The organism is Nostoc sp. DedSLP04 (genome assembly GCF_034530775.1).
GTDB lineage: Bacteria > Cyanobacteriota > Cyanobacteriia > Cyanobacteriales > Nostocaceae > Nostoc.
The window spans coordinates 39,389-62,823 of sequence record NZ_JAVRCL010000004.1 but is presented as its reverse complement, the minus strand read 5'-3'; the positions used below and the strand labels follow the sequence as shown (position 1 = coordinate 62,823).

Genomic DNA, 23,435 nt, shown 5'->3' with positions numbered 1-23,435 from the left:
AACAAGATTTTTAAAGGGTTTTAGCTTAACTAGATTTCCCCAAATAAATAAGTGCTTTTATTAACATCAAGCTTGACATTTCACAGGAGATGTGTTCGGTGAACCGTCCTCAAAACCAAAAGCAAATTACTTCTAGCGGTAGCTGGTGGCGACGGTTAACAGCTACTGTTCTTCTGGGAAGTTTTTTGCATACTACTATATCTATGCCAGCGATCGCGCAACAGACTAACAATCTGGTTGCGTCTGTGCCATTAATAAATCAAGCTACTTATACTTATACAGATTCTGCTAGCAACGATCAATATCAAGGAAGTTCTGAGCAAATTAATGTTAGTCCTATCCCCTTACTCGATCCATTAGGACGGATTTTAGGTTGCGCTGGGACAATTTTACCTGACTATACAGGTTTTTCAGTTGGGGTATACGAACCCAACTCTAGCGATCCAACGGGGATAGAATTGGGCAGTTTGGTTGCTTTGACTCGAACAGAGTTACCAGATATTCCTAATAACAACGTTCCTGGTGGGAAATCGCCGAATACTGAGAATAGTAATCCCTACTTCGTTACGAATAACCCTGCGGGTGTCTATAATTTCCTACTCGATCCAAATAAGGGTCAAACTGCTCCAGGTAGAACCTACATTTTTGTAGTTAATCCACCACCAAATTCTATCTATAAACAGCGACGGGTCAAGATTGAAATCCTTGCTAACACTGGAACACAAGGTAATGGTGTCGTGCGATATGTCGCCAGTTCTCTAGATGGTCAACCAATCAGTATTACGGGTGAAACCAGAGTAGAGCAAACAGTTGTTTTAGTTCCCAATGCAGAAACGGTGGGACTGGATTTATTAGCCTTTGAATTCACTACAAATTTGTGTCAAGCCAATCAGTTACAGATTATCAAAACAGGCGATCGCGCTACTGCTGAACCTGGAGATACGGTAATCTACCGCCTGTCGGTAAAAAATCTTGCTGATGCTGGTTTAAGTAATATATTTGTCACCGACGACCTACCTTTAGGATTCCAGTTTTTACCGAAATCTGTGCAGGGAGAGCTAGATGGTCAACCAGTCGCGATCGCTTCAGAACGCAACGGTAACACAGTGACATTCCGCACAGACGTAACAATTTCCCCAGAGAAAGTCTTGAATATTGCCTACGCTGCTCAACTAACAGCTGATGCACTGCGTGGTACTGGTCGTAACACTGCGATCGTTAATGCTCAACGAGCTGATAACCGTTTTAGTACTAAGGATGGCCCAGCAACCCACCAATTGAAAATTCGTCCAGGAATCGTTTCTGACTGTGGCACGATTATCGGTCGGGTGTTTGTTGATAAAAACTTTGATGGCGAACAACAGCGTGGTGAGCCTGGAGTAGCCAATGCAGTGATTTTTCTGGAGGACGGAAACCGCATCACAACAGATCCTAATGGTTTGTTCTCCTTAGCTAATGCCTTACCTGGATACCACACAGGTGTACTAGACCTTAGCAGTGTAGCCGGTTACACCCTAGCTCATAACGAAAAATTCCGCGAACGAAATAGCCAATCTCGCTTGGTGCATTTAGAGCCTGGTGGCTTAGTACGCATGAACTTCGCTGTCACCCCCACATTTCAGGAGCCAGTCAAGAAATGAAAACCAGACTGCACTGTATAACTACATTTAACCTGAGATTGATGGGGGCGATGCCAGTAGCTCTCTGCCTTGTTTTGTACCCGACAATTGTCAAAGCAGAAATCACTAGTGAAAACCTTCTTTTCCCTGATTCCCATTTGCAAGCCGATAAAGGTGTTGAAGATCGAGCGGATCGGAATAAAGTTGCTGAAAAAAGTATAGATTCAAATTCTCCCGATCTCTTGGGAAGTTCCGAGCAAGATTCTCCACCTCTTGAATTTGCCTCAACTTATAAAGCATCGGCTTCTGAAATTCCAGATATCCAGCCAAGTGAAACAGAAATAGACCCATTTCAACCAGAAACTTCTATTGATTTGCCCAGTGGCTCACGCAAAATAGTAGGAATCAAGAACGATGGAGGTAAAGATACTGAGACACTGTTTCATGCTTCTCCAATGGAAATACAACCATTTCAACCAGCAACTTATGTAGATTTGCCTAGAGGCTTACGCAAAATTGCTGGAGTAGAGGACGCGGGGACAAAGGGACAAGAAGTAAATGAAAATCTTCCTGTGTCCCCCACTGTCCCTATCTCTACAGCAATCAAAATCCTGACTCCGACGACTGACAGTGTTGTAGATGTCCAAGCTAGCACGGTGGTTGTGCAGTTTCCTGCTGGTAGTCAAGTAGAATTGCGGGTAAATGGTGCGTTGGTAGACCCTTCTTTAGTAGGACGGACGGAAACTGATGCTACCACCAATTTAGTAACGCAGACATGGTATGGTGTCTCGTTAAAAGAAGGTACAAACACCATTTCTGCACAGGTTGTTGGAGGAACAGAACCCCCTGTAACAGTGCAAGTTGCAGTTCGGGGAGCGCCGCAGCAATTAACTTTAGAAACAGTTGAGTCTCGTATCCCGGCGGATGGGCGTTCTACGGCTACAATCCGGGGTCAACTCACCGATGCAAGTGGCAATCGCTCGAATCGTGATGCTGTTGTCACCCTCATACCCTCTGCTGGGGAGTTGATCGGGAAAGACTTTAAACCCGATGAACCGGGATTTCAAGTGGAGGCGAAAGCGGGGCAATTTACAGCGACGTTACGATCGCAGCTAAAAGCCGAAACTGTCACAATTCGCGCGATCGCTAATGATTTAGAAGCCTTCACTCAACTACAATTTGAAACGGCACTGCGTCCGAGTTTAGTTACTGGAGTCATAGATTTACGTTTGGGAGCTAGAGGTACAAATTATTACGGCAGTTTCCGTGATTTCCTCCCTCCTGACAAAAACAATGGAACGCAATTAGATTTCCATTCAGCGATATTTGCCACTGGTGCGATCGGAGAATGGTTATTTACAGGCGCATACAACAGTTCTCGTAGCCTCAATGAAGATTGCAACTGCGATAATCGCCTGTTTAGAACTTATCAATTCAGCGAGCAAAACTATCCTGTCTACGGCGATAGCTCGAAAGTTGATGTGGTCGCTCCTTCCATTGACAGTGTATTTTTGCGTTTTGAGCGTTCAGCTCGTACCCCTGGCTCCGATCCTGATTATGCGATGTGGGGTGACTATAACACAGAAGAATTTGCGCGGCGATCGCAGCAATTTACTTCTATCACTCGTCAACTCCACGGTTTTAAAGCTAATTACAACTTAGGAAATCTACAAATTACAGGTTTCTATGGCGACCACTTAGAAGGGTTTCAACGGGATACCATTGCTCCCGATGGTACTAGTGGCTATTACTTCCTCTCTCGCAGACTCTTACAAGCCGGTAGTGAAAATGTCTTTATCGAGTTAGAAGAACTCAATCGTCCTGGAACTGTATTAGAACGCAAACAGCTTAACCGAGGCCCAGACTACGAAATCGACTACGATCGCGGTACTTTATTATTCCGCGAACCGATTCTTCGTACCGATATCGATCGAACCGGACAAGTGTTGGTACGTCGGATTGTTGTTAGCTATCAATATGACAGCGAAGACTCTGACGGGAGCATCTATGCTGGTCGTTTGCAATATAATCTTTCCCGCAAACTTAATCAGGAAAGTTGGATAGGAGCAACTTACATTCAAGAAAATCACGGGGTGCGCGACTTTCAACTCTACGGCGCAGATGCGCTGATTGCTTTGGGTGACAACGGTAAGTTAATCGCAGAATATGCCCATTCCACTAATGATTCTGATGTTTTGGGAAAAGTTAGAGGTGATGCTTACCGTTTAGAAGCTGAAGGAAAGATTGCTAATGGAATTCAAGGTCGAGCCTATTATCGCTTTGCTGATACGGGTTTTGCCAATAATGCCACTATCAGTTTTGTCCCAGGACAAACCCGTTATGGAGCGCAGGTTACAGCTAAACTCACCTCAACTACCAACGTCAGAGCGCAATACGATCGCGAAGACAATTTTGGGATTGCTCCCCAACCCTTAGACACCTTTGAAGAACTGTTTGCACCGCGTTATGAGGCGATACCTGGTAGTAAGGTTAATAATTCCCTGACGACGATTTCTGCTGGGATTCAACAACGCTTGGGTAGCGCCACTATCGATCTCGATTGGATTCACCGTCGTCTAGAAGACCGTATCCCCGACAGTACCCTCAGTAGTAATTCCGATCAACTGCGATCGCGTTTTTCAGTTCCTCTAGCTAAAAACCTGACATTCCAAGCCCAAAATGAACTCAGCTTATCTTCCCAAAAAAATGCTATTTACCCAGACCGTACCATTTTGGGGTTGAATTGGGCGGTAATTCCTGGTGTCAATGTCAGTTTAGCCCAACAGTATTACAGTAGCGGTCAATATTCGGGTAATTCCATCACTAGCTTGAGTGTCAACGGCGAACACAAACTCGGATCGGATACTACCTTGACTGGTCGTTACTCAATTTTGGGTGGTGCTAACGAAATGACTACTCAAGGAGCAATTGGTATAAATAACCGTTGGACTATTGCTTCTGGATTACGGCTGAACGTTGCTTACGAACACGTATTTGGCAACTTCTTCGGACGCACTTTGGCAGGTCAACAATATGCCCAACCCTACGCCTTTGGTCAAGCTGCATCTGCGATCGGATTTGATGGTGGCGATAGCTACAGTGTCGGGCTGGAATACAGTGATAATCCGCAGTTTCAAGCTAGCGTCCGTTATGAACATCGTTCTTCTTCTGGTGGTAGTAATACAGTAATTACCGCAGGTGCTGCGGGTAAAATTTCTCCGGCTCTCACAGCTTTAGTACGTTATCAACAAGCTGGTTCTTCCAATCAAAAGCTTTCAGGATTGGGAGATACTGCTAACCTCAAGTTGGGTTTAGCCTACCGCGACCCCAATAGCGATAAATTTAATGCTTTATTGCGTTATGAATATCGCCAAAATCCATCAACCATCCCTGACACTATCCTGTTAGGAAGTGGTACGGGTTCTCAAGACCATACCTTTGCTTTAGAAGCGATTTACGCTCCTAATTGGCAATGGGAATTCTACGGGAAGTATGCTTTGCGTAACAGCACCTCTTACATAGCTAACGATTTAGTCGGTACTAGCACAGTAAATCTGGCCCAAGTACGCGCTACCTATCGTTTGGGATATAGCTGGGATTTGGTGGGTGAGGCTCGTGTAATTAGTCAGTCTAGCTACAGTGAGACAGGCTTTGTTCTGGAAACAGGCTACTACCTCACGCCTAACCTGCGTGTTTCGGCTGGTTACGTTTTTGGGAAAGTTGATGACCGAGATTTTTCTGGCACACGTTCTGCGGGAGGTGCGTATTTAGGCTTTACGGTTAAGCTCAACGAATTGTTTGACGGCTTTGGACAACAAAAACCTGTAGCGCGCCAGCCACAGGAATCGGCGATGAAAACTTTGGTGGGTAAACTCAAGGCTGCAATGAGGGGGATGCAAAGGCGTGAAATATAAAAGGGTTATTTGATGTAAAGACGTTGAATGAACCTCTGTTACGAATTTAACCCTTTCTTGTGGGAATACTATTGTCGTAACGATTTTTATCCGCTTTGAATCTAGTGCAAAAACGTTTCGATTTTCATTCTGGTATTTGTATATTTATAAACTCAATATCATTACTTACATATTATGTATTTTTATTGGAACTAAATAATGAAATCTTTATTTAAGAAATTAAGAGCGATCGCCACAGTAAATATTGATGAAAATGATAAATTTTCTCTAACTGTGGACAATCCAGTAAAAAAAAATATGGAAAAGCCATTAACAAGTAGACGCCAAAAACTATGGCTCAGTAGCTTGGGCTTTTTTTTATGTATTTTCGGAACTAGTATCCAACCTAGCTGGGCTGAAGGCAGCAAAGAGTTAGTTTCTGATGGCGGATACAGACCTTACCTGGAATGGTCAGATTTACTACTGGCAGGTATTGTTCGGAAAACCATACTCAAAGTTTATGTTCAGCAAGGAGAAACAGTTAATCTTGGCTCTAGCGTGAATACTAGTTTCTCGAACCCACAAGATATTGTTTACCGCAGTCCCTTTGGTACTCAAAATGGCTCTTGTGATGTTCTGGCTAGTGGTTTTGGTTTTATTGACACCGTTACCAAAGAAACGGCTGGCCCTTTACCTAATGCTAATGGCTATACCCCTTGTACTTTCGTCGCTACAGAAACAGGTATTTACGAAGTTGAGTTTCATTCTCCGAATACAGCTGGTGCAAGCAATCCGCCGCCAACAGCTGCAACAGCGGCATTTCCTACAGGTAATACTCAATTTTCAGGGGTAGCTGCTTGGGATATCACAGTTCGAGATAGTAACGGTGTTGCCAAAAAAGGGCGAGTATTTACTAGCTATATTGCTATGAATATGGGGGCAAATGCCAGTGGTGGTACTCCCGTAGGACTCAACTCTAAGCTTTATATTCAAACCAAAGATGGGTATCGTTACGAAACTGACATGAATGGAGTCGATCCTTTTGGCTTCATCTTTTTTGCTAATAACCGGGGATATATTGACACAACAAATAACAGCACTCTTTATCATTCTGCTGGCGGTGCTAGTAATAATAGTTTGATCTTTCCCGGCAATGTGCAAGTTCAAAATCCAAATGTTTCTGATACTACAACAGACATTACCCACCTAGTTTTCTTCAATCGACCCGACACGGCAACTCTCAATTCTTTGAGTATTCCTATTGCCGCGACGATTCCCACAGTACCGACTTCGTTCAAATTCACTGGGGGTAATGGAGGTAGTGGGAACCAAACTTCTGTGGGTGTGGGAGGCAATTTTAGTTTCAATGCTGCCTCAACTGGTAGCTATCAAATAATTATTGACACCAACAATGATGGCATTTTTGACCCTAGTAGCGATAGAGTAATACAAAATGTGCTGTCTGTCGGATCAAATGTGGTGCTTTGGGATGGGAAGAATGCAAGTGGGGTAAATCTCCAACCTCTACCAGGAAATGCAGCATACAATGCCATAATCACAACACGATCGGGTGAATATCATTTTCCCATGTTGGATGCTGAAAATAATCCACTGGGGTTTAAAATCACAATGGAAAACCCTCCTGCTGCTTTTCCTAACCTTGTAGATCAAAATGGACAGCAGATTGGATCGACTACCGTTTATTACAACGACAACAACTATACTACCGCTAACGGCACGGCGATTAACTTAAATGGTACGGGAGCTACTAATCCGCGTAATGCTGCTAGAGGGATCAATAGTGCGACGGGAGAGCATGAATTTAGTAGTAATTATGGTGACTTTAAGGGAATAGATACTTGGACATATTTCCCAAGTCAAGCAATTCTTACTCCCTTGGTAATTACTACTAACACTCAAGCAAATGTCATAGGAACTAAATCTGTTCGCTTCCTCGCAGACAATGATACTAGTGGAACAGTGACTGTAGGCGATCGCATCGAATATACCATCACTTACTCCAACCTAAATCCAGGTAATAGCAATGCAATTAACTTTGCCATTAACGACTTATTACCCTCACAATTAACCTTTGTGAGTGCAGTGATTACTGCTGCAACTTCAGGGAATAACATTACACTCAATCCCAGTTACAACGGTGCTAGTGTTGTTGCTGTGACAAATTCTGGAATTCTCCGTGTAAATGATACGATTACCATTAAAATTACTGCCACAATTAATAATGCCAATGGCGGTAATCCAATTAGTAACCAAGCAAATGCTACTTTTAACACACCTGATAATCCTACAGGAACTGTTGGTACAGTGTTCACAGATGCAGACTCTGCTGGTGCTACCAATAATCCACCTACTCTTGGTAATTCGTTCTTACAAATTACTGATAATGGTGTAAATATCGGTAATAATCCTGCCAGTACGGCAGATGATGACCCCACTTTATTTACAGTATTAAATACTGTTAGTTCTAATCCTAAATTGCTGTTAATTAAACGTATTACCCGCCTCAATAACCAAGATTTAACTAATATTGTGGATGGTCGCAGTGACGTTGCTACTAATGCCAGTAACTATGTACCAGAACCTTATGCTACTGATGATAGCGATCCTAAATGGCCTGCTGGCTACTTGCGAGGATTAATTAATGCTGGCACTGTCAAACCGGGAGATGAATTGGAATACACTATATATTTCCTTTCCAATGGTCTTAGTAATGCAACCAATGTAAAATTCTGTGACTTAGTTCCGACTAATGTTAATTTTATTCCTACTGCTTTTAATGGTATGACTCCTAGTGATGGTGGCTTACCAGGAGCAGATCGAGGAATTGCCCTAGCTATTGGTTCTACTACACCTACCCTTTATCTCACTAATGTAGGAGATAGCGATCGCGGACATTTTTATACAGTTAATGAAGCAGGTACACCATCATACTGTGGTACTAACACCAATGGAGCAGTAGTGGTCAATATTACAGTCCCCAGTTTTCCCAATCTACCCGCAGCTACTGGATCTGGCACACCAGCGAATTCTTATGGTTTTGTTCGCTTCCGCGCTAAGGTGAAATAGCTTTAACCACGGCTAACTAGTGGAATTAAAGCCATTAGGAAGCCATTAGGAGAGTTTTGGCTGTACGGTAACAAAGCGATCGCAGTTTTGTAAAAATATCTTTTGAATAATCCGAAAAGCAATAACTTCAGTTTGGAGATTCAGCATATACCTACAAATAAGTCATGGTAAATATGAATCTAAAACTGAGATTTAAACCAGTTTCTCACAGTTGGGTTGCTCTACATCCAAAGCCTAAAGGGGTAATTCAATTTATTGCTGGGGCTTTCTTTGGTACATTTGGCCCTATGCTTTTTTATCGTTATCTGCTTCAATCTCTATTTGAGCAGGGATATACAATTATTCTTTTGCCGTTTAATTTTACTTTTAACCATTATCTAGAAGCTGGTTTTCTCATGAGAGAACAGTATGAAATTCTGCCAGAGCTTGTGAAAATGGCAAGTGTTGCAGGATATGATTATGAAGCCTATCTAGATGATAAAAACTTTTCTTGGATTGGGCATAGCCTTGGCTGTAAATATATCTCGCTGTTAGAAGGATTTACTGCTCTACCTCCAAATGCTCAAGATAGAGAACAGTTTATTCGGAAGCTACTATTTAAAACTTCCGATGAGTTACAGATAGAAAATGTGATTGCAGACATTAACATTCTCTTTGATGAACTAACGCGAAAAAGGGATGAAGTTAAAACATTAATTTACACTTATGTACATAAGAATATCAATATTAACAGTGTCTTCATTAAAGGACAGGTTTCTATCCTCTTAGCACCTGCTATTGCTGACACAGGGAGTGCAATTCGTCCTCGATTTTTAGCGAATATTATTGATAATCTTGGTTTGGGTGTGAAACCAACTGTTGAAGAAACTCATTATTTAATTAAGGATAGTGGGCTATTTAATATCATGGGTTTAGTCTGTTTCAAATCAGACAATATTGCTAAATCAACCTGTGAATGGTTTACTAATATTCTGCAAAAGCCACCGCAAGATTTTCGCAACACTGTAGCAGGTGGACATTTAAGACCTTTAGGTATTCAGCTAACTAAATATGTCGTTAATCTTTTTGATAAACCATTAATTGAATCAGTTCAAGAGCGAAACAAAGCATTTGAGCATAATGTAATTCAATTGCTTGAAGAATTGAAAGAAAAATCAAGATAATGGGCATTGGGCATGGGGGATTGGGCATGGGGCACAGAGGAAAAACTTACTGCAACTTCTCCTCTGCTCTCCTGCTCCCCACTCCCTACTGCTTAACCCTCTTTCATGACAATCCCAACTCTTCTGGAAAACCGAGCATGATATTTAGGTTTTGGACTGCGGCTCCTGATGCGCCTTTACCCAGGTTGTCAAGACGAGCAACTAGCAAGACTTCTTTGGTGGTGTCATTGGCGAATACAAAAACCTGAACAATATTAGTCCCGTTCAGTGCAATCGCATCCAGAAATGTTCCATCTCTAAGCAGTGTAGAATCTTGGAATGGAGCAACCTGTACGAATTTTTCACTTTGGTAGTAGTCAGCGATCGCTTCATAGATAACTTTACCTGATGGTGGATTATCCAAAGTTGCCAGTGGTAAAGGTATCTGTACTAGCATCCCCTGCTCAAAATCTCCCACAGCTGGTACGAACAGCGGCGGTGATGCTAGCCCTGAATACTCATGCATTTCTTTGACGTGCTTATGCCCAAACTGCAAACCGTAGATTCCATAAGGATAGAGTGATTCTGCTCCGGCTTGCTGCTCGTGGAAGCTATGATACTGTTTAATCAGATTCTTTCCGCCACCAGAGTAACCTGACACTGCATTAACGGTGATGGGAAAGTTACTGTTCAGGAGTCCTTTAGCAATTAACGGACGGATACAAGCTAAAAATCCTGTGGGATAACAGCCCGGATTGCTGACAAACTGCGCGCTGGCGATTTTCTCTCGCTGTCCTGGATTTAGTTCAGGGAAACCATATACCCAGTCTTTAGCTGTGCGATGGGCACTACTAGCATCAAGGATCTTAACCCTATTATTACTGACTAAGCTAACAGCTTCACGAGCCGCATCATCAGGCAGGCAGAGAATGATAACATCAACAGCATTGATTAGTTTGGTTCGCTCATTTGCATCTTTACGTTTAGATGCTTCAATGCTAACTAACTCGATATCATCCCGTTGGTTCAGGCGTGAGTATATTTGTAAGCCTGTGGTTCCTGATTCCCCATCAATGAAAATCTTCGGTTTAGTAGTCATGCGCTTTTTATTATGTGAGAGTGATATTTTGACAAAGTAAGAGTTATTTTAACGAGCGATTTTTGAATGAAATTAACCTGCTTTCACCATCCACACCAAAAAGCTCAGAATTAGTTCGATAGGAGGAAGAGAATAATCCATTAAATCAATTGTGACTGTTTGACCCTCTAGTTTCAGAAATCGCCATTGGGTTCCACTGCTTACAGTACCGTAAACTGCTGTTAAGGGTTGTTCTCTTGCTTGATTGAATCGCTGTGCAGCTACCATTTCTGCAATGCATTGTCCCAATCCAGATTTTAAATCTGATTTTTTCGCTTCAACTATGACAATTGCAGGTGCTTCCACCGTTAATTGTTCAGGTGAACGGCAAAGTAGGAAGTCACATACATCGTTGAGTCCAATACTCGGATCAACGTTAAACTCTTCCCCTGAAAATACGCTAATTGTGGAATTGAAGATGCGTCGCACTTTCAGTAAGATAGGATTAATTATCGCCTCTGAACGAGCTTTTTCTGTATCTACTGCGATCGCCCACGGTAGATCCTCTAAAATACCTTGCAGTCTGAAGCTTGGAGTAATGGGTTCAATCGAGTCTGGGAAAAAGCGGACTCCTTCGACAGTACTCAGATGAAAATCTTGTTTCACTCGGTCAATGTTAAATTGACTGTAGGGCATGATAAATCAATACTCCATCCATTTGCTTGATTGTAATAGTATTTGTTCCTTCGCCTTCCCCGTTTCAGGATATGGATTTCGCTTTAACTCGTTTTTGGATTGGCTATTCCTCCCAAGCTAGAGTACGTTTCACTGCTTTTTGCCAAGTACCAAATTTGGATAAGGGGAAATCACTCTTCGGCTCAAACACACGCTCAATTTGCCGTTGTTCCACTAGTGTTTCATAGCTCTGCCAAAATCCTACAGCTAAACCTGCCGCAAATGCTGCACCCTGAACGGTCGTATCGCGCATTATTGGGCGTTCAACTGGAATACCTAACACATCAGCTTGGAACTGCATCAAAAAATTATTCTCGCAAGCACCACCATCTACGGTTAATCGCCCAACTGGAGTACTACTAGATGCGTTAATCGCTTGCACCACTTCCAGAACTTGATAAGCGATCGCTTCCAACACGGCGCGAACTAGATGCTCTGGTTGTACACTGGCGGTAATGCCGAAAAAAGCTCCCCTGGCGCTCATATCCCAATAAGGTGCGCCCAGTCCACTAAATGCTGGCACAAAATAGACTCCGCCATTATTTTTTACCTGATTGGCCATCGCTTCAGTTTCAGCAGCAGTTTTTATCAACTTCAGGCGATCGCGCAACCATTGAATACAAGCACCACTAGTAAACATACTACCTTCTAGAGCATAGCCGACATCTAAAGTATCGCTGGTATTTGCTTGTGTCCATGCCACTGTCGAAATGAGTTGATGATGCGTTCGCACAATTTGAGCGTCTGTGTGAGCTACTAAAAAGCTACCAGTACCATAAGTGCATTTTACCAAACCGGGGCGATCGCAGCCATGACCAAATAGAGCCGCTTGCTGATCTCCCAAAATGGCCGCGATCGGAATTTCCGCACCCAACAAAGTCGCATCGGTAACTCCAAATACTCCTAAGCTCGGCTGAATCTGGGGCAAAATATGCGCTGGAATTTGAAACAGATCCAGTAAAATCTCATCCCACTCACAGGTTTTGAGATTCATCAACATTGTCCGGCTGGCGTTGCTGTGGTCAGTGGCGTGGACTTTTCCACCTGTGAGATTCCACAACACCCAGCTATCAATAGTACCTGCTAAGACATTGTTTATATCGATACCAGTAACATTATCTAATAGCCATCTGAGCTTAGTAGCTGAAAAGTAAGCATCAATGATTAATCCGGTGCGATCGTAAATTTCATCAGCGTAGCCTTGCTCTTGTAACTGGTGGCAAAGGGGAGCAGTGCGGCGATCTTGCCAGACGATCGCTTTATGGAGTGGTTTACCAGTAGTTTTGTCCCAAATTAAACAGGTTTCGCGCTGTACAGTTAGTCCCAAGGCTGCGATCGCTGATGGTACAATCTGGGCATTTGCAATTGCGGTTTGCATTACCCAACAGGTATCTTCCCAGATTTGTTGAGGGTCATGTTCTAACCATCCTGGCTGAGGATAATACTGAGTTAATTCTTTATATGCCTGCCCAACAAGCTTGCCGTCTGCGTCAAATACAAAGGCGCGGTTGCCTGTCGTACCTAAATCTAGTGCTAAGATATAGCCCGATGATAGAGTTTTTTTGCCAAGTGTGTGCATAACCGCTTTTAATGTTGCGTAGGCGTAGCCCAACCTAGACATCGCGATTTTAGCAATACGCCTTCAATCACATATACATTATTTTGGGTACATTTTGAATTTCCTGTTTGGATAGCGTTACGTCTCTGTAAGTTTAAAAAGCTACAGGTTTATGCAAATTTGTACTTAGCACAATGGGTATTGATGTCCGTCTCAAATCCCAGACCTTCACAACATTACAAGACGCTGTGCATTTGAATTATGTCTAAGTAAGTATATTGGCACAGTAAATAATTATCAAAATGCTGCTTTCAAAGGAATATTACACACAAATTCATAGAAGTTTTAGAATTAAATTTATGTGGCAATATACAAAGTGTCACCTTATTCAAGTCTGATTATGATACTCATGTTTTATATTTTGCATATAAAAATTAATCATAGTAACTCAATCCGGTTCACCAAGATGTGAAAAATCATCATAAAAATACAAATCGCCATCTTCACAAAAGACTAATTATTAGACCTCTTACAAAAATCCTTTAATCACCTCTCCTCTTATGAAGGAGAGGGGGCAAGATTTTAAGTTTCCCCCTAATATATGGGGGGATTAAGGGAGGTCTATTCGACTTATGCAAGAGGTCTATTGTAGCGACGGCGATTAATCGCGTCTCTTGCCTTAACCAATAGTATTGATAGTAAACCTGGTGAATATAGATTTTATTACAATTAATTATCCTAACTCGATCTAAAAACTATGGATTTAAAAGTTAAAACCATCAAAATATAACAAAGTCTCCCCATGTTAAAAGCTAACCAAAATCAAAATGCACTACTAGCTCTGTTGTTACTTGTGCCAGTTCCAAGCATTGGTATTGCAACTCAGCTATATATACTCCCTGGCTTCCAAGGACATTTAGTAGCTTTATTAGCTAAAATCTGGTTATTGCTAGTACCCATTATTTGGTTGTTATTTGTTGATAAAGAGAATTTAAAATTTGAATATCCTAAAAGACGCGATTTATTCGCTGGAGTTGGATTAGGGCTATTAATGCTAGGCATCATTTTGATTGTTTATTGGCTGCTGGGCGCAAAATGGATAGATATTGAATATGTTCGCGATCGCGCAACACAAGTTGGATTGAACAGTTTTGCAATTTACTTAGTAGGTGCAGTGTATTGGATATTTGTTAACTCTTTACTTGAGGAATTTGTCTGGCGTTGGTTTGTTTATCGTAAATGTGAAATTTTGGTATCAAGTCCTTTAGCTGTAGTACTGTCTGCACTATTTTTTACGATTCATCATGTTGTTGGTTTAGCAGCTTACTTTGACTGGCGTGCGACAACATTATGCTCATTGGGAGTATTTATAGCAGGGGCGGTTTGGTCATGGTGCTACTTAAATTATTGCTCGATTTGGCCTGGATACATCAGCCATATTTTTGCAGATATAGCAATTTTCCTGATTGGCTGGCAACTGATCTTTGCTTAAGAAAAATGTAATCAATCAACATCTCTCAAGATAATATGTTTTTTTAAGTCGAAACTGATTCTACCTTCTTCTTGTAATTTCCCCATCAATCGTGTAATTGTTACTCTAGTGGTACAGCAGGCGCTAGCAATATCTTCGTGAGTAAAGCGAACATTTAGGCGAGTTCCCTCTGGTACAGTTTCACCCACTTCTCGTTTCAAAAGTTGTAATAGATGCTGTAAGCGATCTTGTACTCGCCGTCTACCAGAAATAGCTAAAAAAGATTCTGTTTGCTGTAATCGCTGCTTAATTTTTGGTAGAAGTGTATGACTCAGTGTTGCAGAAGCTGATACTTCTGCTACATAAACTGACACTAACTCAACATCAGCAAGCGCTGTTGCTTGGTAAATGTCTAAAGATGTCAAACTAGAACCAAAAACCATTCCTGGTGTTGCCAATCCAATCAGCACTTCTTCACCCGTTTCACAGTAGGTACTGAGTTTAACCAAACCCTGAGAAACATACCAAATTGCTAATGGGTTGAGGGGAATAGTTTCTCCTTTATCATATTTATGTAGGGGGCGATTGTTGAAAATGTCATTCTTGTCTTTAACTTTTACTGATTCTAATTGCTGACGCTGGGTTATATTACGCACCATCCAGCGCAGAGAAATTGCCTTACCCTGCTGATTGCGGACAACTGTTACTGTCAAAGCTGCATAAAATAACTCGCCATAACGTTGTTGCAAACGTACCAATAACTCTTGAACTTTGTCTGATTGCGATAGCTGTATCAGTTCGTTGCGAACTTGCTGACGTTCTTCTAGAAGGACAAAGTTAACTATTGGTTTTCCCAGTAAAAAATGCTTGGAAACATTCAACAACTTAGCTGCGGTGAGGTTAGCTTCTTGGATAATTCCTTCTGTATTAGTCACTAAATAGCCGTCTGGCGCTAACTCGAATAAATCTTGGTAGTAATGGCGCTCTGCTTCTAACCAATTCCGTGTTTTTATTAGTTCCTCGTTTTGCTGATAAAGTTCATCTGCCGCTAACTGTGCTACCTTTGAGGTATTATGGAGTTCCTTAAAAGCTTCTGGCAACAAATCAGGGGAAATCCAAGGTAATAAACTAGCAGTTTGGTATAAATCTGCTAAACGCTTGTGCAATATTTCTGTACGTTGGACAAATTTTTCTATGTTCACTTTAAATTCCCGCTATTTGCTTGCAAAAGTTAAGCAAAAAAACCTAGTAAGTAAATCTTTGAGAAAATTGCAGTATACTTAATTTTATTGAGTTATAAATTTAATAGGTTGTAAATTGCAATTTTCACGTAATTGAAGTAATAAAGTTAGATTTATTTTGGGTTTTTGACAATTTTTATCATATAGTTGCTACAAATGAGCCAGTTTTTAAATGACACATATACCATTCAACCTAAATGCTTAAAGTAAATTGAATCTAGCAAATTACAAAGCATCCACTTATATATTTATTTAGCCAAAATTTTACTGGCTTTTGTTAAGTATTACTTCTACCATTGGTGGTAAAATTCTGTTAACTTAGCTAAATACGAGTACCAAATCTGCCATCTAAGATTATGCTAATTTTTGACTAAACTGATAAGTAAGTCAAAATAATGACTAGCAAAGAGCAGATACTACACTCGGAAAACCCTACATTTCAACTTTAATTTTTGACTATTATTGTTGAATCCGCTTTGTAATTCCCCCAATAAATAATTTAGTGCTAATAATAATTGTTTCCGTTTATTACTAAGAGGATGTTTGGAAAGCTATGTTTGTTATCCAAAGTATCTAATATCACCCCTAACCCCCCGATGTATTGGGGGGGGGAAATAGTCTCTTAAAGCCTCCTTTTATAAGGGGGGTTGGGGGGTAATGTCAAAATTTAATATGCTATACGACACTTTTCAAACATCCTCTAAGAATAACTGATAAGACTTTCCCCAACTTCCATCACAAGAATTAAGCAACTACTACCAAAGATATAGAATCTAAGTTAAGTTTGTGGGTGATTCTGAATACTTTGCCTATTAATAAAATTCATAACAAGATTCCCAACTTCTTTAAGAGGATGTTTTAAAAGTATTATTGCTAACACCAAAAGCTTAGAAATCTAAACCTTACTCCTTTGTAGGGGTTAGATTTCATGTCTACGCTAGGTACTTCTCCTTTAGCGAAGACCTTCCAATTTCTTTAAAAAGTTGGGAATCCAAGCCTTTCCATCTTCAAATTCATTATAAAACTATCTGACACGGGTAAGAGTAAAACTATTGAGAACAAGCAATGGTCGAACTTCTATATCTAGAATTGCAAAGATAAATATTAATAAGTTAAAAAGGTTTGTATAGCCAATCACATCTGAACTTAATAATTATCCGTCTCTTTAGTTAGAGGATAAATGAAGTAGTAAGCTGGTGTAATTTAACAATGCGTAACAGCTAATCAACGCGCAAGTTACAAGGAGTGATGAGTGAGGTGTCAATGCAATAAAATCTCATCACTCCTTTTTACTTACATCAGTTTATGAGCCAATAGGCTTGGGTTAGCCCCAAAAACCTTAAACTATGTAGTAGCGCTAGTAGGTTGGGTGGAGGCTTTGCCAAAGCCAACATTCTGATATATATTGGGTTGCGCTTTGCTCCACCCAACCTACCTTTAATGCACAATTTTTTTGCTTGCCACGCCACTACAATTTTTCTTAACTGAACTGTATTGGTTTATGAGCTACTAACGAATACCATCATTATCAATGGCGCTGTAACTGTCGCTAGGGAAAAGCCCCAACCAAGGGTCAGAACTAGGAGTTAAAAATAGTTGTCCGTATACTTGTTCATTGAGCGCTTCCACACTCCTTGTTTGCTTACCCTGCATAAACCATTGATGAATTTGGCTATGCAGCATATATTCATTTCTAACTGTATCTAAAGCCATTGTGGCTTCAAAATTTTTCACTATTATCGGCAAATTATCTTCTTCAGTGTTGGCAGATTGAGATTTTTTAGCTCTAATTAGAGAGATGCTGTTTCGATCTAGCTTGACATCGGCGGCATAAAGTTGAGCAATTTTGTCCCAAACTTTCTGGTCAGTAATTTCAGCTAAGGCGTTTTGATTCCGTTCAGCATCAGACTGGAGAGCAGTTAACATTGGCGTTTCAACTCTCATTTTAGAAACTGCTAGAGAGCTTGCTATTTCTGCTGTCGGTGGTTGACTGCGATTGTTCGGAATTTCTACCAACTTAGGGGGAGACTGGATACCCAGGCGGGATAAATCTGCAACCCATTGGCCTTGAATAGAATTTAAGCGATCGCTGTGGTATTTTCTTAAATAAGACTCGCGATCGCTTGGTGTAAGTTTACTGTAATTTTTTACTGCTAATTCAGCTTGCTCTAGCTGACGCAAAAATGCTTTGGGACTATACAACCCTGGAATAGCATCGATTGGACGACCTGATGCATCCAATACATAATGAATGCTATTGCCTGTAATCGTTCGCTCCAACTTGCGTCCGTCGCCAAAATCAATAGTTACTTTGGGTACAGGACGCACTGATTGCCAATGCAAAATGAAACGGTCTTGAAGCAGTTTAGAAATTTCCACATTCGGATACAGTGCTACCCTGAAGAACCTACTATTAGCACAACTCAAATCTTGATCCAGCCTACCCAATAACCGCAGAGATAGAATAGGTTTACCACTGGTTCTAGCAGCAGCTTTGGCTTGTTCTATATCAGTGTACCAATACAAACGAGAGGCGTAACAGTCGCGTTGTTGACAAAGTTCGTCTAAAGCTAGCCGAAGTGCAGGGGAAGGTAGAACTGCTCCTGAAGAAGCGGTATTTAACGTATTAGCATGGGATTTAAGAAATACTTCTAACCCTTTTGGGCCCTGTTTCCGAAGTACAGAAACTTCTTGAGATAGCTTGGAGGTTTCAGCTACAGGAGTTTGAGCATCAGCTATCTGCACAAAACCGAAGCTGACTAGCATGAGTGCGAAAGGATATTTGCAGGCTCTAAATTTCATATATTTTCAGATATTTTCAAGAAAAATAGGGGGTGTGAATGAGGAGCATCCGGTTTTGGCAACAACAAATAGAAACAATTTGGTTGACACTCTTAACATTCCACTGTAAGCCAGAAATTTTAATCCTAGCGTTTACAGCAGTTTTGTAGATTTATTTCATTAAAACTTCAACGAAATAATTACGAGTTTGTCTGTATTTTTACTCATTTTTCATATCTATTTGTTATTTGAGAATAAATGAAATCAGCAAATGCGATCGCTAAATCAATAAATGCGATCGCCAAAATAACATTATGTGTACACACAAGTCGAATTACCCCCTTAATCCCCCCTTAGAAAGGGGAAAAATCTAGTTCCCTCCCCTTTATAAGGGGAGGGTTAGGGTGGGGTAAAACCTTGGGTTTTTCAGCTATTTCAGACTTGTGTGTACACAGTATCCTTTTAGGCTACGCAGGGTACACAAGTACTAAAAATCTTATCGCTTAAAGAAAATTAACCGTTTTTATACGCAGATGAATATATTCTCTGCGTATTTTTTATGAAAAAAAGATTCATCCCAATGTATATTTCCGCATTATTTTGGGAATCATAAATCGAGGAAGCATGATAAACCGCAAAATATGACTTCCTGAAATATCACGTAACTTTGAGAGGATAATTATGTCTAAACGCAAGTTGCCCAAAGGCCGTAGTGTTAGTTCAGTTGCTATAGAACCAGAAGTTGCGATCGCAATTCTTGGGTTATTTTCTGCTGCGGCTGATGGTGAGGGTATTTCTTCCACAGAAGAATATGCTTTGAGTGAATTTCTCGGTCGGGTTGACTTATTTGAAGATTACTCTGAAGAAGACTTTGAAGAATTGACCGAAAAAGTCGTCAGTTTGATTGAAGAAGAAGAACCAGAAGATTTAATCGCTCAGTCTATCGAATCCTTACCCAATAGAAATTATCGCGAAGCTGCATACATCACAGCTATCTTAGTAGTAGGGATTGATGAAGAAGTACCCGAACACGAACAAGATTATATTTCTGAACTTCAAGAAGCCTTAAATATTTCAGACGAACGCGCACAAGAACTCATAGACGCAGTGTTCGGAGAAGAAGAAGAGGAAGAGGAGTAATATTTATTGACTTGCAACCTCAGTCATCTACTATCTTTAATTTGAGGTTGCTAATTTAGAATATGAAATAATTTTGTTTGGGTTAAGTTGTTCAGATTCCCGGCTTCATGAAGAAGTTGGGAATTTTGCATTGTATCAAAATTAACATTTGTCAGATAAAAGTAAAATATCCTTGAGCGATCGCCATTCAACTTTCACATCACGTTATCATCGGATCTTGGGGAATTTCCGTGCATAACTCGATAGCATCTATGACTGCCTCTCACTCCGAAACTCCATCTACCAAGCCCGATGCAAGTACTTTTATTTCTGACCATCTACAGGTGGATCGCAGTAAGCTAAGTCAAATGTACTTGCATTATGTCGAGACGAAGGATAAATATCCTCACGCGGTATTGCTGTATCGGGTAGGAGATTTCTTTGAATGCTATTTCCAAGATGCTGTAAAACTAGCGCAAGAATTGGAATTAGTTCTCACTAGTAAGCAAGCTGGGGAACAAGGACGGGTGGCGATGTCTGGTGTTCCACATCACGCTTGGGAACGCTACGCGACAATGCTGGTAGAAAAAGGCTACGCAGTAGTAATTTGCGACCAAGTTGAAGATGCTTCTGAAGCTGCTGGGAGATTGGTGCGGCGGGAAGTAACGCGCATTCTGACACCTGGCACTTTGCTAGAAGAAGGAATGCTCAAATCCAGTCGCAATAATTACTTAGCAGCAGTAGTAATTGCCGCAAATCATTGGGGTTTAGCTTATGCAGATATCTCTACAGGTGAATTTCTCACGACTCAAGGTAGCGATTTAGAACATTTGACCCAAGAATTAATGCGCTTGCAACCTTCAGAGGTGTTAGTGCCGACAAATGCGCCCGATTTGGGTAGTTTGCTGCGTCCGGGAGAAACATCGCCACATCTACCAGAGTGTTTGCCACCCTCATTTTGCTATAGTTTGCGATCGCAACTTCCCTTTTCCCAAGGTGAAGCTAGACCGAGATTATTGCAGAAATTTAAGGTGCGATCGCTCGAAGGACTCGGTTGCGATCGTCTTCCTCTCGCCGTCCGTGCGGCTGGTGGTCTTCTGGAATACCTGGAAGATACTCAAAAAGAAAACCCTGTCACCCTTCAGAGACTCCGCAGCTACACTGTCACCGACTACCTAATTGTTGACAATCAAACCCGCCGTAACCTAGAAATTACCCAAACCGTTCGAGATGGCACTTTTCACGGTTCCCTACTTTGGGCGTTAGATAAAACTAGTACAGCAATGGGTGGGCGTGCTCTGCGGCGGTGGTTGTTGCAACCTCTACTCGATATTAAAGGCATTCGGGCACGACAAGATACCATCCAAGAATTGATGGAAAATACGCCCCTGCGTCAAGATTTGCGGCATTTATTAAGGCAAATTTACGATCTAGAACGCCTTACAGGAAGGGCGGGTTCTGGTACAGCTAATGCTAGAGATTTAGTAGCTTTGGCAGATTCCCTCTCACGTTTACCGGAATTATCCAACTTAGTAGTTGAGACGCGTTCTCCATTTCTCAAAGCTTTGCAGAAAGTCCCAAGTGTGTTGGAAGAATTAGCACAAAAGTTACACGCACATCTTGTAGAGTCACCACCTATACTAATTAAAGAAGGTGGATTGATTCGCCCTAGTGTAAATCCCCTATTGGATGAAAGAAAAGCGACTGTAGAAGCAGACCAGCAATGGATTGCCAATTTGGAAGTTGATGAAAGAGCTAAAACAGGAATTTCCACCCTCAAGGTAGGATTTAACAAAACCTTTGGTTATTACATCAGTATTTCTCGCACCAAAGCCGACCAAGTACCCGCTAACTATATCCGCAAGCAAACTCTGACTAATGAGGAACGTTATATCACCCCAGATTTGAAGGAACGAGAAGCCCGAATTTTGACGGCGCGGGATGATTTAAATCAGTTGGAATATGAGATTTTTACAGCATTGCGAGAAGAGGTAGCACAAGAGGCGGAAGTAATTCGCAATCTGTCTCGTGCAGTGGCGGCGGCGGATGTGTTGTGTGGTTTGGCTGAATTGGCGGTACATCAAGGTTACTGTCGTCCCGAAATATTGCCAGGGAGGGAGATAAATATTGTTGATGGTCGTCATCCGGTAGTGGAACAGTCTTTACCTGCGGGGTTCTTTGTGCCAAATTCAACGCAATTGGGTCAAGAGTCATTAGTCATTAGTCATTTGTCATTAGTAGATGACCAAGAACAAATAACAAATACAACTCTTGGAGAGGCTGCGCCAACGACTACGCTCAGTACAAGTGACAAAGGACAAATGACAAATGACTATCCCGATTTAATTATTCTTACCGGGCCAAACGCCAGTGGCAAAAGTTGTTATTTGCGTCAGGTGGGATTGATTCAGTTAATGGCACAAATTGGTAGTTTTGTACCAGCAAGATTTGCCAGGTTGGGAATATGCGATCGCATTTTTACCCGTGTCGGTGCAGTAGATGATTTAGCAACTGGTCAATCTACCTTCATGGTAGAAATGAATGAAACGGCAAATATTCTCAATCATGCCACATCTAGATCGCTGGTACTGTTAGATGAAATTGGTCGCGGGACAGCAACATTTGATGGTCTTTCCATAGCTTGGGCGGTGGCAGAATATATAGCAGTGGATATTCGATCGCGCACAATTTTTGCCACCCATTACCACGAGTTAAATGAACTGGCTAGCATTATCCCGAATGTGGCTAACTATCAAGTGACAGTGAAAGAATTACCCGACCAAATTATCTTTTTGCACCAAGTTCAACCAGGAGGTGCTGATAAATCTTATGGAATTGAAGCGGGGAGATTGGCAGGTTTACCAGCCGTAGTTATTCAACGGGCAAAACAAGTCATGGGGCAAATTGAAAAACACAGTAAGATTGCAATGGGGCTGCAAAATCTTGATGGATAAGCAAGTTTGTAGTAAGGACTTTAGTCCTTATTTTCTAAACACTAAAGTGCTTACTACAAATTGAGGTGTTAATTACTGCCGAAAAATTTCTACTTTTTGTAACACCACTTCTTGATTGGGACGATCTCTAGTTGTAGGCACATTAGCAATCTTGCTGACTATATCTAGACCTTGGACAACTTCACCAAAAACACTGTGATTGTTGTCAAGGTGAGGTGTTGGTGCTTCTGTAATGAACCATTGCGAACCATTAGTACCGCGTCCGGCATTAGCCATCGACAAGATACCTGCACGAGTGTGTCTCAATTCAGGATGAAACTCATCTTCAAATTGATATCCTGGGCCACCAGTACCCCATCGGCTAGCTGTATCTAGATAACGACTCAGAGGATCGCCACACTGAATCATAAAATCAGGGATGACCCGGTGAAAGCGAACTCCATCGTAAGCTGGAGTTCCCTTACCAGATGCACCAGTTTTAGGGTCTTTCCAGTCGATTGTTCCAGTTGCTAGACCAACAAAATTTTTGACAGTGTTAGGAGTTCGCTCTTCTTCCAAACGAACTACAATTTCACCCAAGGAAGTAATTAAACGAGCGTGCAGTGTTCCATCACCGGGAATATTAATTTCTGGAAAGTTCATTAGATATCCTATTTTAACCAGTGCCAGTATTTGAACTATACAAGTTTATCAGCATTCAAGTTACCGCCTTTAGACATGAAAAAAAACCTGAATTCAAGAAGCAGGAGGTCGAAGG

Annotated in this window: 13 protein-coding genes; 7 read left to right on the top strand and 6 right to left on the bottom strand. The window is 41.4% G+C overall.

Annotated elements, in window-relative coordinates; translation table 11 throughout:
• The first annotated feature begins 89 nt into the window (after window positions 1-89).
• From RMX89_RS03605 to RMX89_RS03590, 4 genes are all read left to right on the top strand, one after another.
• Entirely contained in the window at window positions 90-1,640 is a 1,551-nt protein-coding gene (locus tag RMX89_RS03605) for a hypothetical protein (protein ID WP_322687951.1), read from the top strand.
• Entirely contained in the window at window positions 1,637-5,533 is a 3,897-nt protein-coding gene (locus RMX89_RS03600) for a TonB-dependent receptor (RefSeq protein WP_322687950.1), read from the top strand. Before RMX89_RS03605 ends, RMX89_RS03600 begins: the two co-directional genes overlap by 4 nt.
• Before the next feature lie 198 nt (window positions 5,534-5,731).
• A complete protein-coding gene (locus RMX89_RS03595) occupies window positions 5,732-8,599 on the top strand; it encodes a hypothetical protein (RefSeq protein WP_322687949.1) in 2,868 nt (955 codons plus the stop codon).
• A 164-nt stretch (window positions 8,600-8,763) separates the two neighbouring features.
• Window positions 8,764-9,762: a DUF1350 family protein gene (locus RMX89_RS03590; protein ID WP_322687948.1), complete on the top strand. Its 999-nt coding sequence runs from the start codon at window positions 8,764-8,766 to the stop codon at window positions 9,760-9,762.
• 103 nt (window positions 9,763-9,865) lie between these two features.
• Here RMX89_RS03590 and argC read toward each other — a convergent pair whose 3' ends face one another.
• The 3 genes from argC to glpK form a co-directional block, all read right to left on the bottom strand.
• Window positions 9,866-10,840 carry an N-acetyl-gamma-glutamyl-phosphate reductase gene (gene argC, locus RMX89_RS03585; protein WP_322672870.1) on the bottom strand — a complete coding sequence of 325 codons (975 nt, stop codon included), beginning with the start codon at window positions 10,838-10,840 and terminating at the stop codon, window positions 9,866-9,868.
• Between the two features lie 72 nt (window positions 10,841-10,912).
• Window positions 10,913-11,515 carry a hypothetical protein gene (locus RMX89_RS03580; protein ID WP_322672871.1) on the bottom strand — a complete coding sequence of 201 codons (603 nt, stop codon included), beginning with the start codon at window positions 11,513-11,515 and terminating at the stop codon, window positions 10,913-10,915.
• A gap of 103 nt (window positions 11,516-11,618) precedes the next feature.
• Window positions 11,619-13,133, bottom strand: a complete 1,515-nt coding sequence (glpK, locus tag RMX89_RS03575; protein ID WP_322672926.1) for a glycerol kinase GlpK — start codon at window positions 13,131-13,133, stop codon at window positions 11,619-11,621.
• A 781-nt stretch (window positions 13,134-13,914) separates the two neighbouring features.
• Here glpK and RMX89_RS03570 point away from each other — a divergent pair.
• Window positions 13,915-14,604, top strand: coding sequence for a type II CAAX endopeptidase family protein (locus RMX89_RS03570; protein ID WP_322672872.1), 690 nt, complete (start codon window positions 13,915-13,917; stop codon window positions 14,602-14,604).
• Between the two features lie 11 nt (window positions 14,605-14,615).
• Here the strand turns inward: RMX89_RS03570 and RMX89_RS03565 are convergent, their stop codons facing one another.
• Window positions 14,616-15,785, bottom strand: coding sequence for a PAS domain S-box protein (locus RMX89_RS03565; protein WP_322672873.1), 1,170 nt, complete (start codon window positions 15,783-15,785; stop codon window positions 14,616-14,618).
• A gap of 1,548 nt (window positions 15,786-17,333) precedes the next feature.
• Window positions 17,334-18,626, bottom strand: a complete 1,293-nt coding sequence (locus tag RMX89_RS03560; protein ID WP_322687947.1) for a hypothetical protein — start codon at window positions 18,624-18,626, stop codon at window positions 17,334-17,336.
• A 660-nt stretch (window positions 18,627-19,286) separates the two neighbouring features.
• On the opposite strand from RMX89_RS03560, the gene RMX89_RS03555 reads away from it, so the two are divergent.
• Together RMX89_RS03555 and mutS are read left to right on the top strand one after the other, a co-directional pair.
• On the top strand, window positions 19,287-19,745 hold the full coding sequence (locus RMX89_RS03555; RefSeq protein ID WP_322672875.1) for a tellurite resistance TerB family protein: 459 nt from the start codon (window positions 19,287-19,289) through the stop codon (window positions 19,743-19,745).
• A 251-nt stretch (window positions 19,746-19,996) separates the two neighbouring features.
• On the top strand, window positions 19,997-22,678 hold the full coding sequence (gene mutS, locus RMX89_RS03550; RefSeq protein WP_322672927.1) for a DNA mismatch repair protein MutS: 2,682 nt from the start codon (window positions 19,997-19,999) through the stop codon (window positions 22,676-22,678).
• A 72-nt stretch (window positions 22,679-22,750) separates the two neighbouring features.
• Here the strand turns inward: mutS and RMX89_RS03545 are convergent, their stop codons facing one another.
• Window positions 22,751-23,320 (bottom strand): peptidylprolyl isomerase, encoded by a 570-nt coding sequence (locus tag RMX89_RS03545; RefSeq protein ID WP_322687946.1) that lies wholly within the window; start codon window positions 23,318-23,320, stop codon window positions 22,751-22,753.
• Window positions 23,321-23,435: the final 115 nt, after the last annotated feature.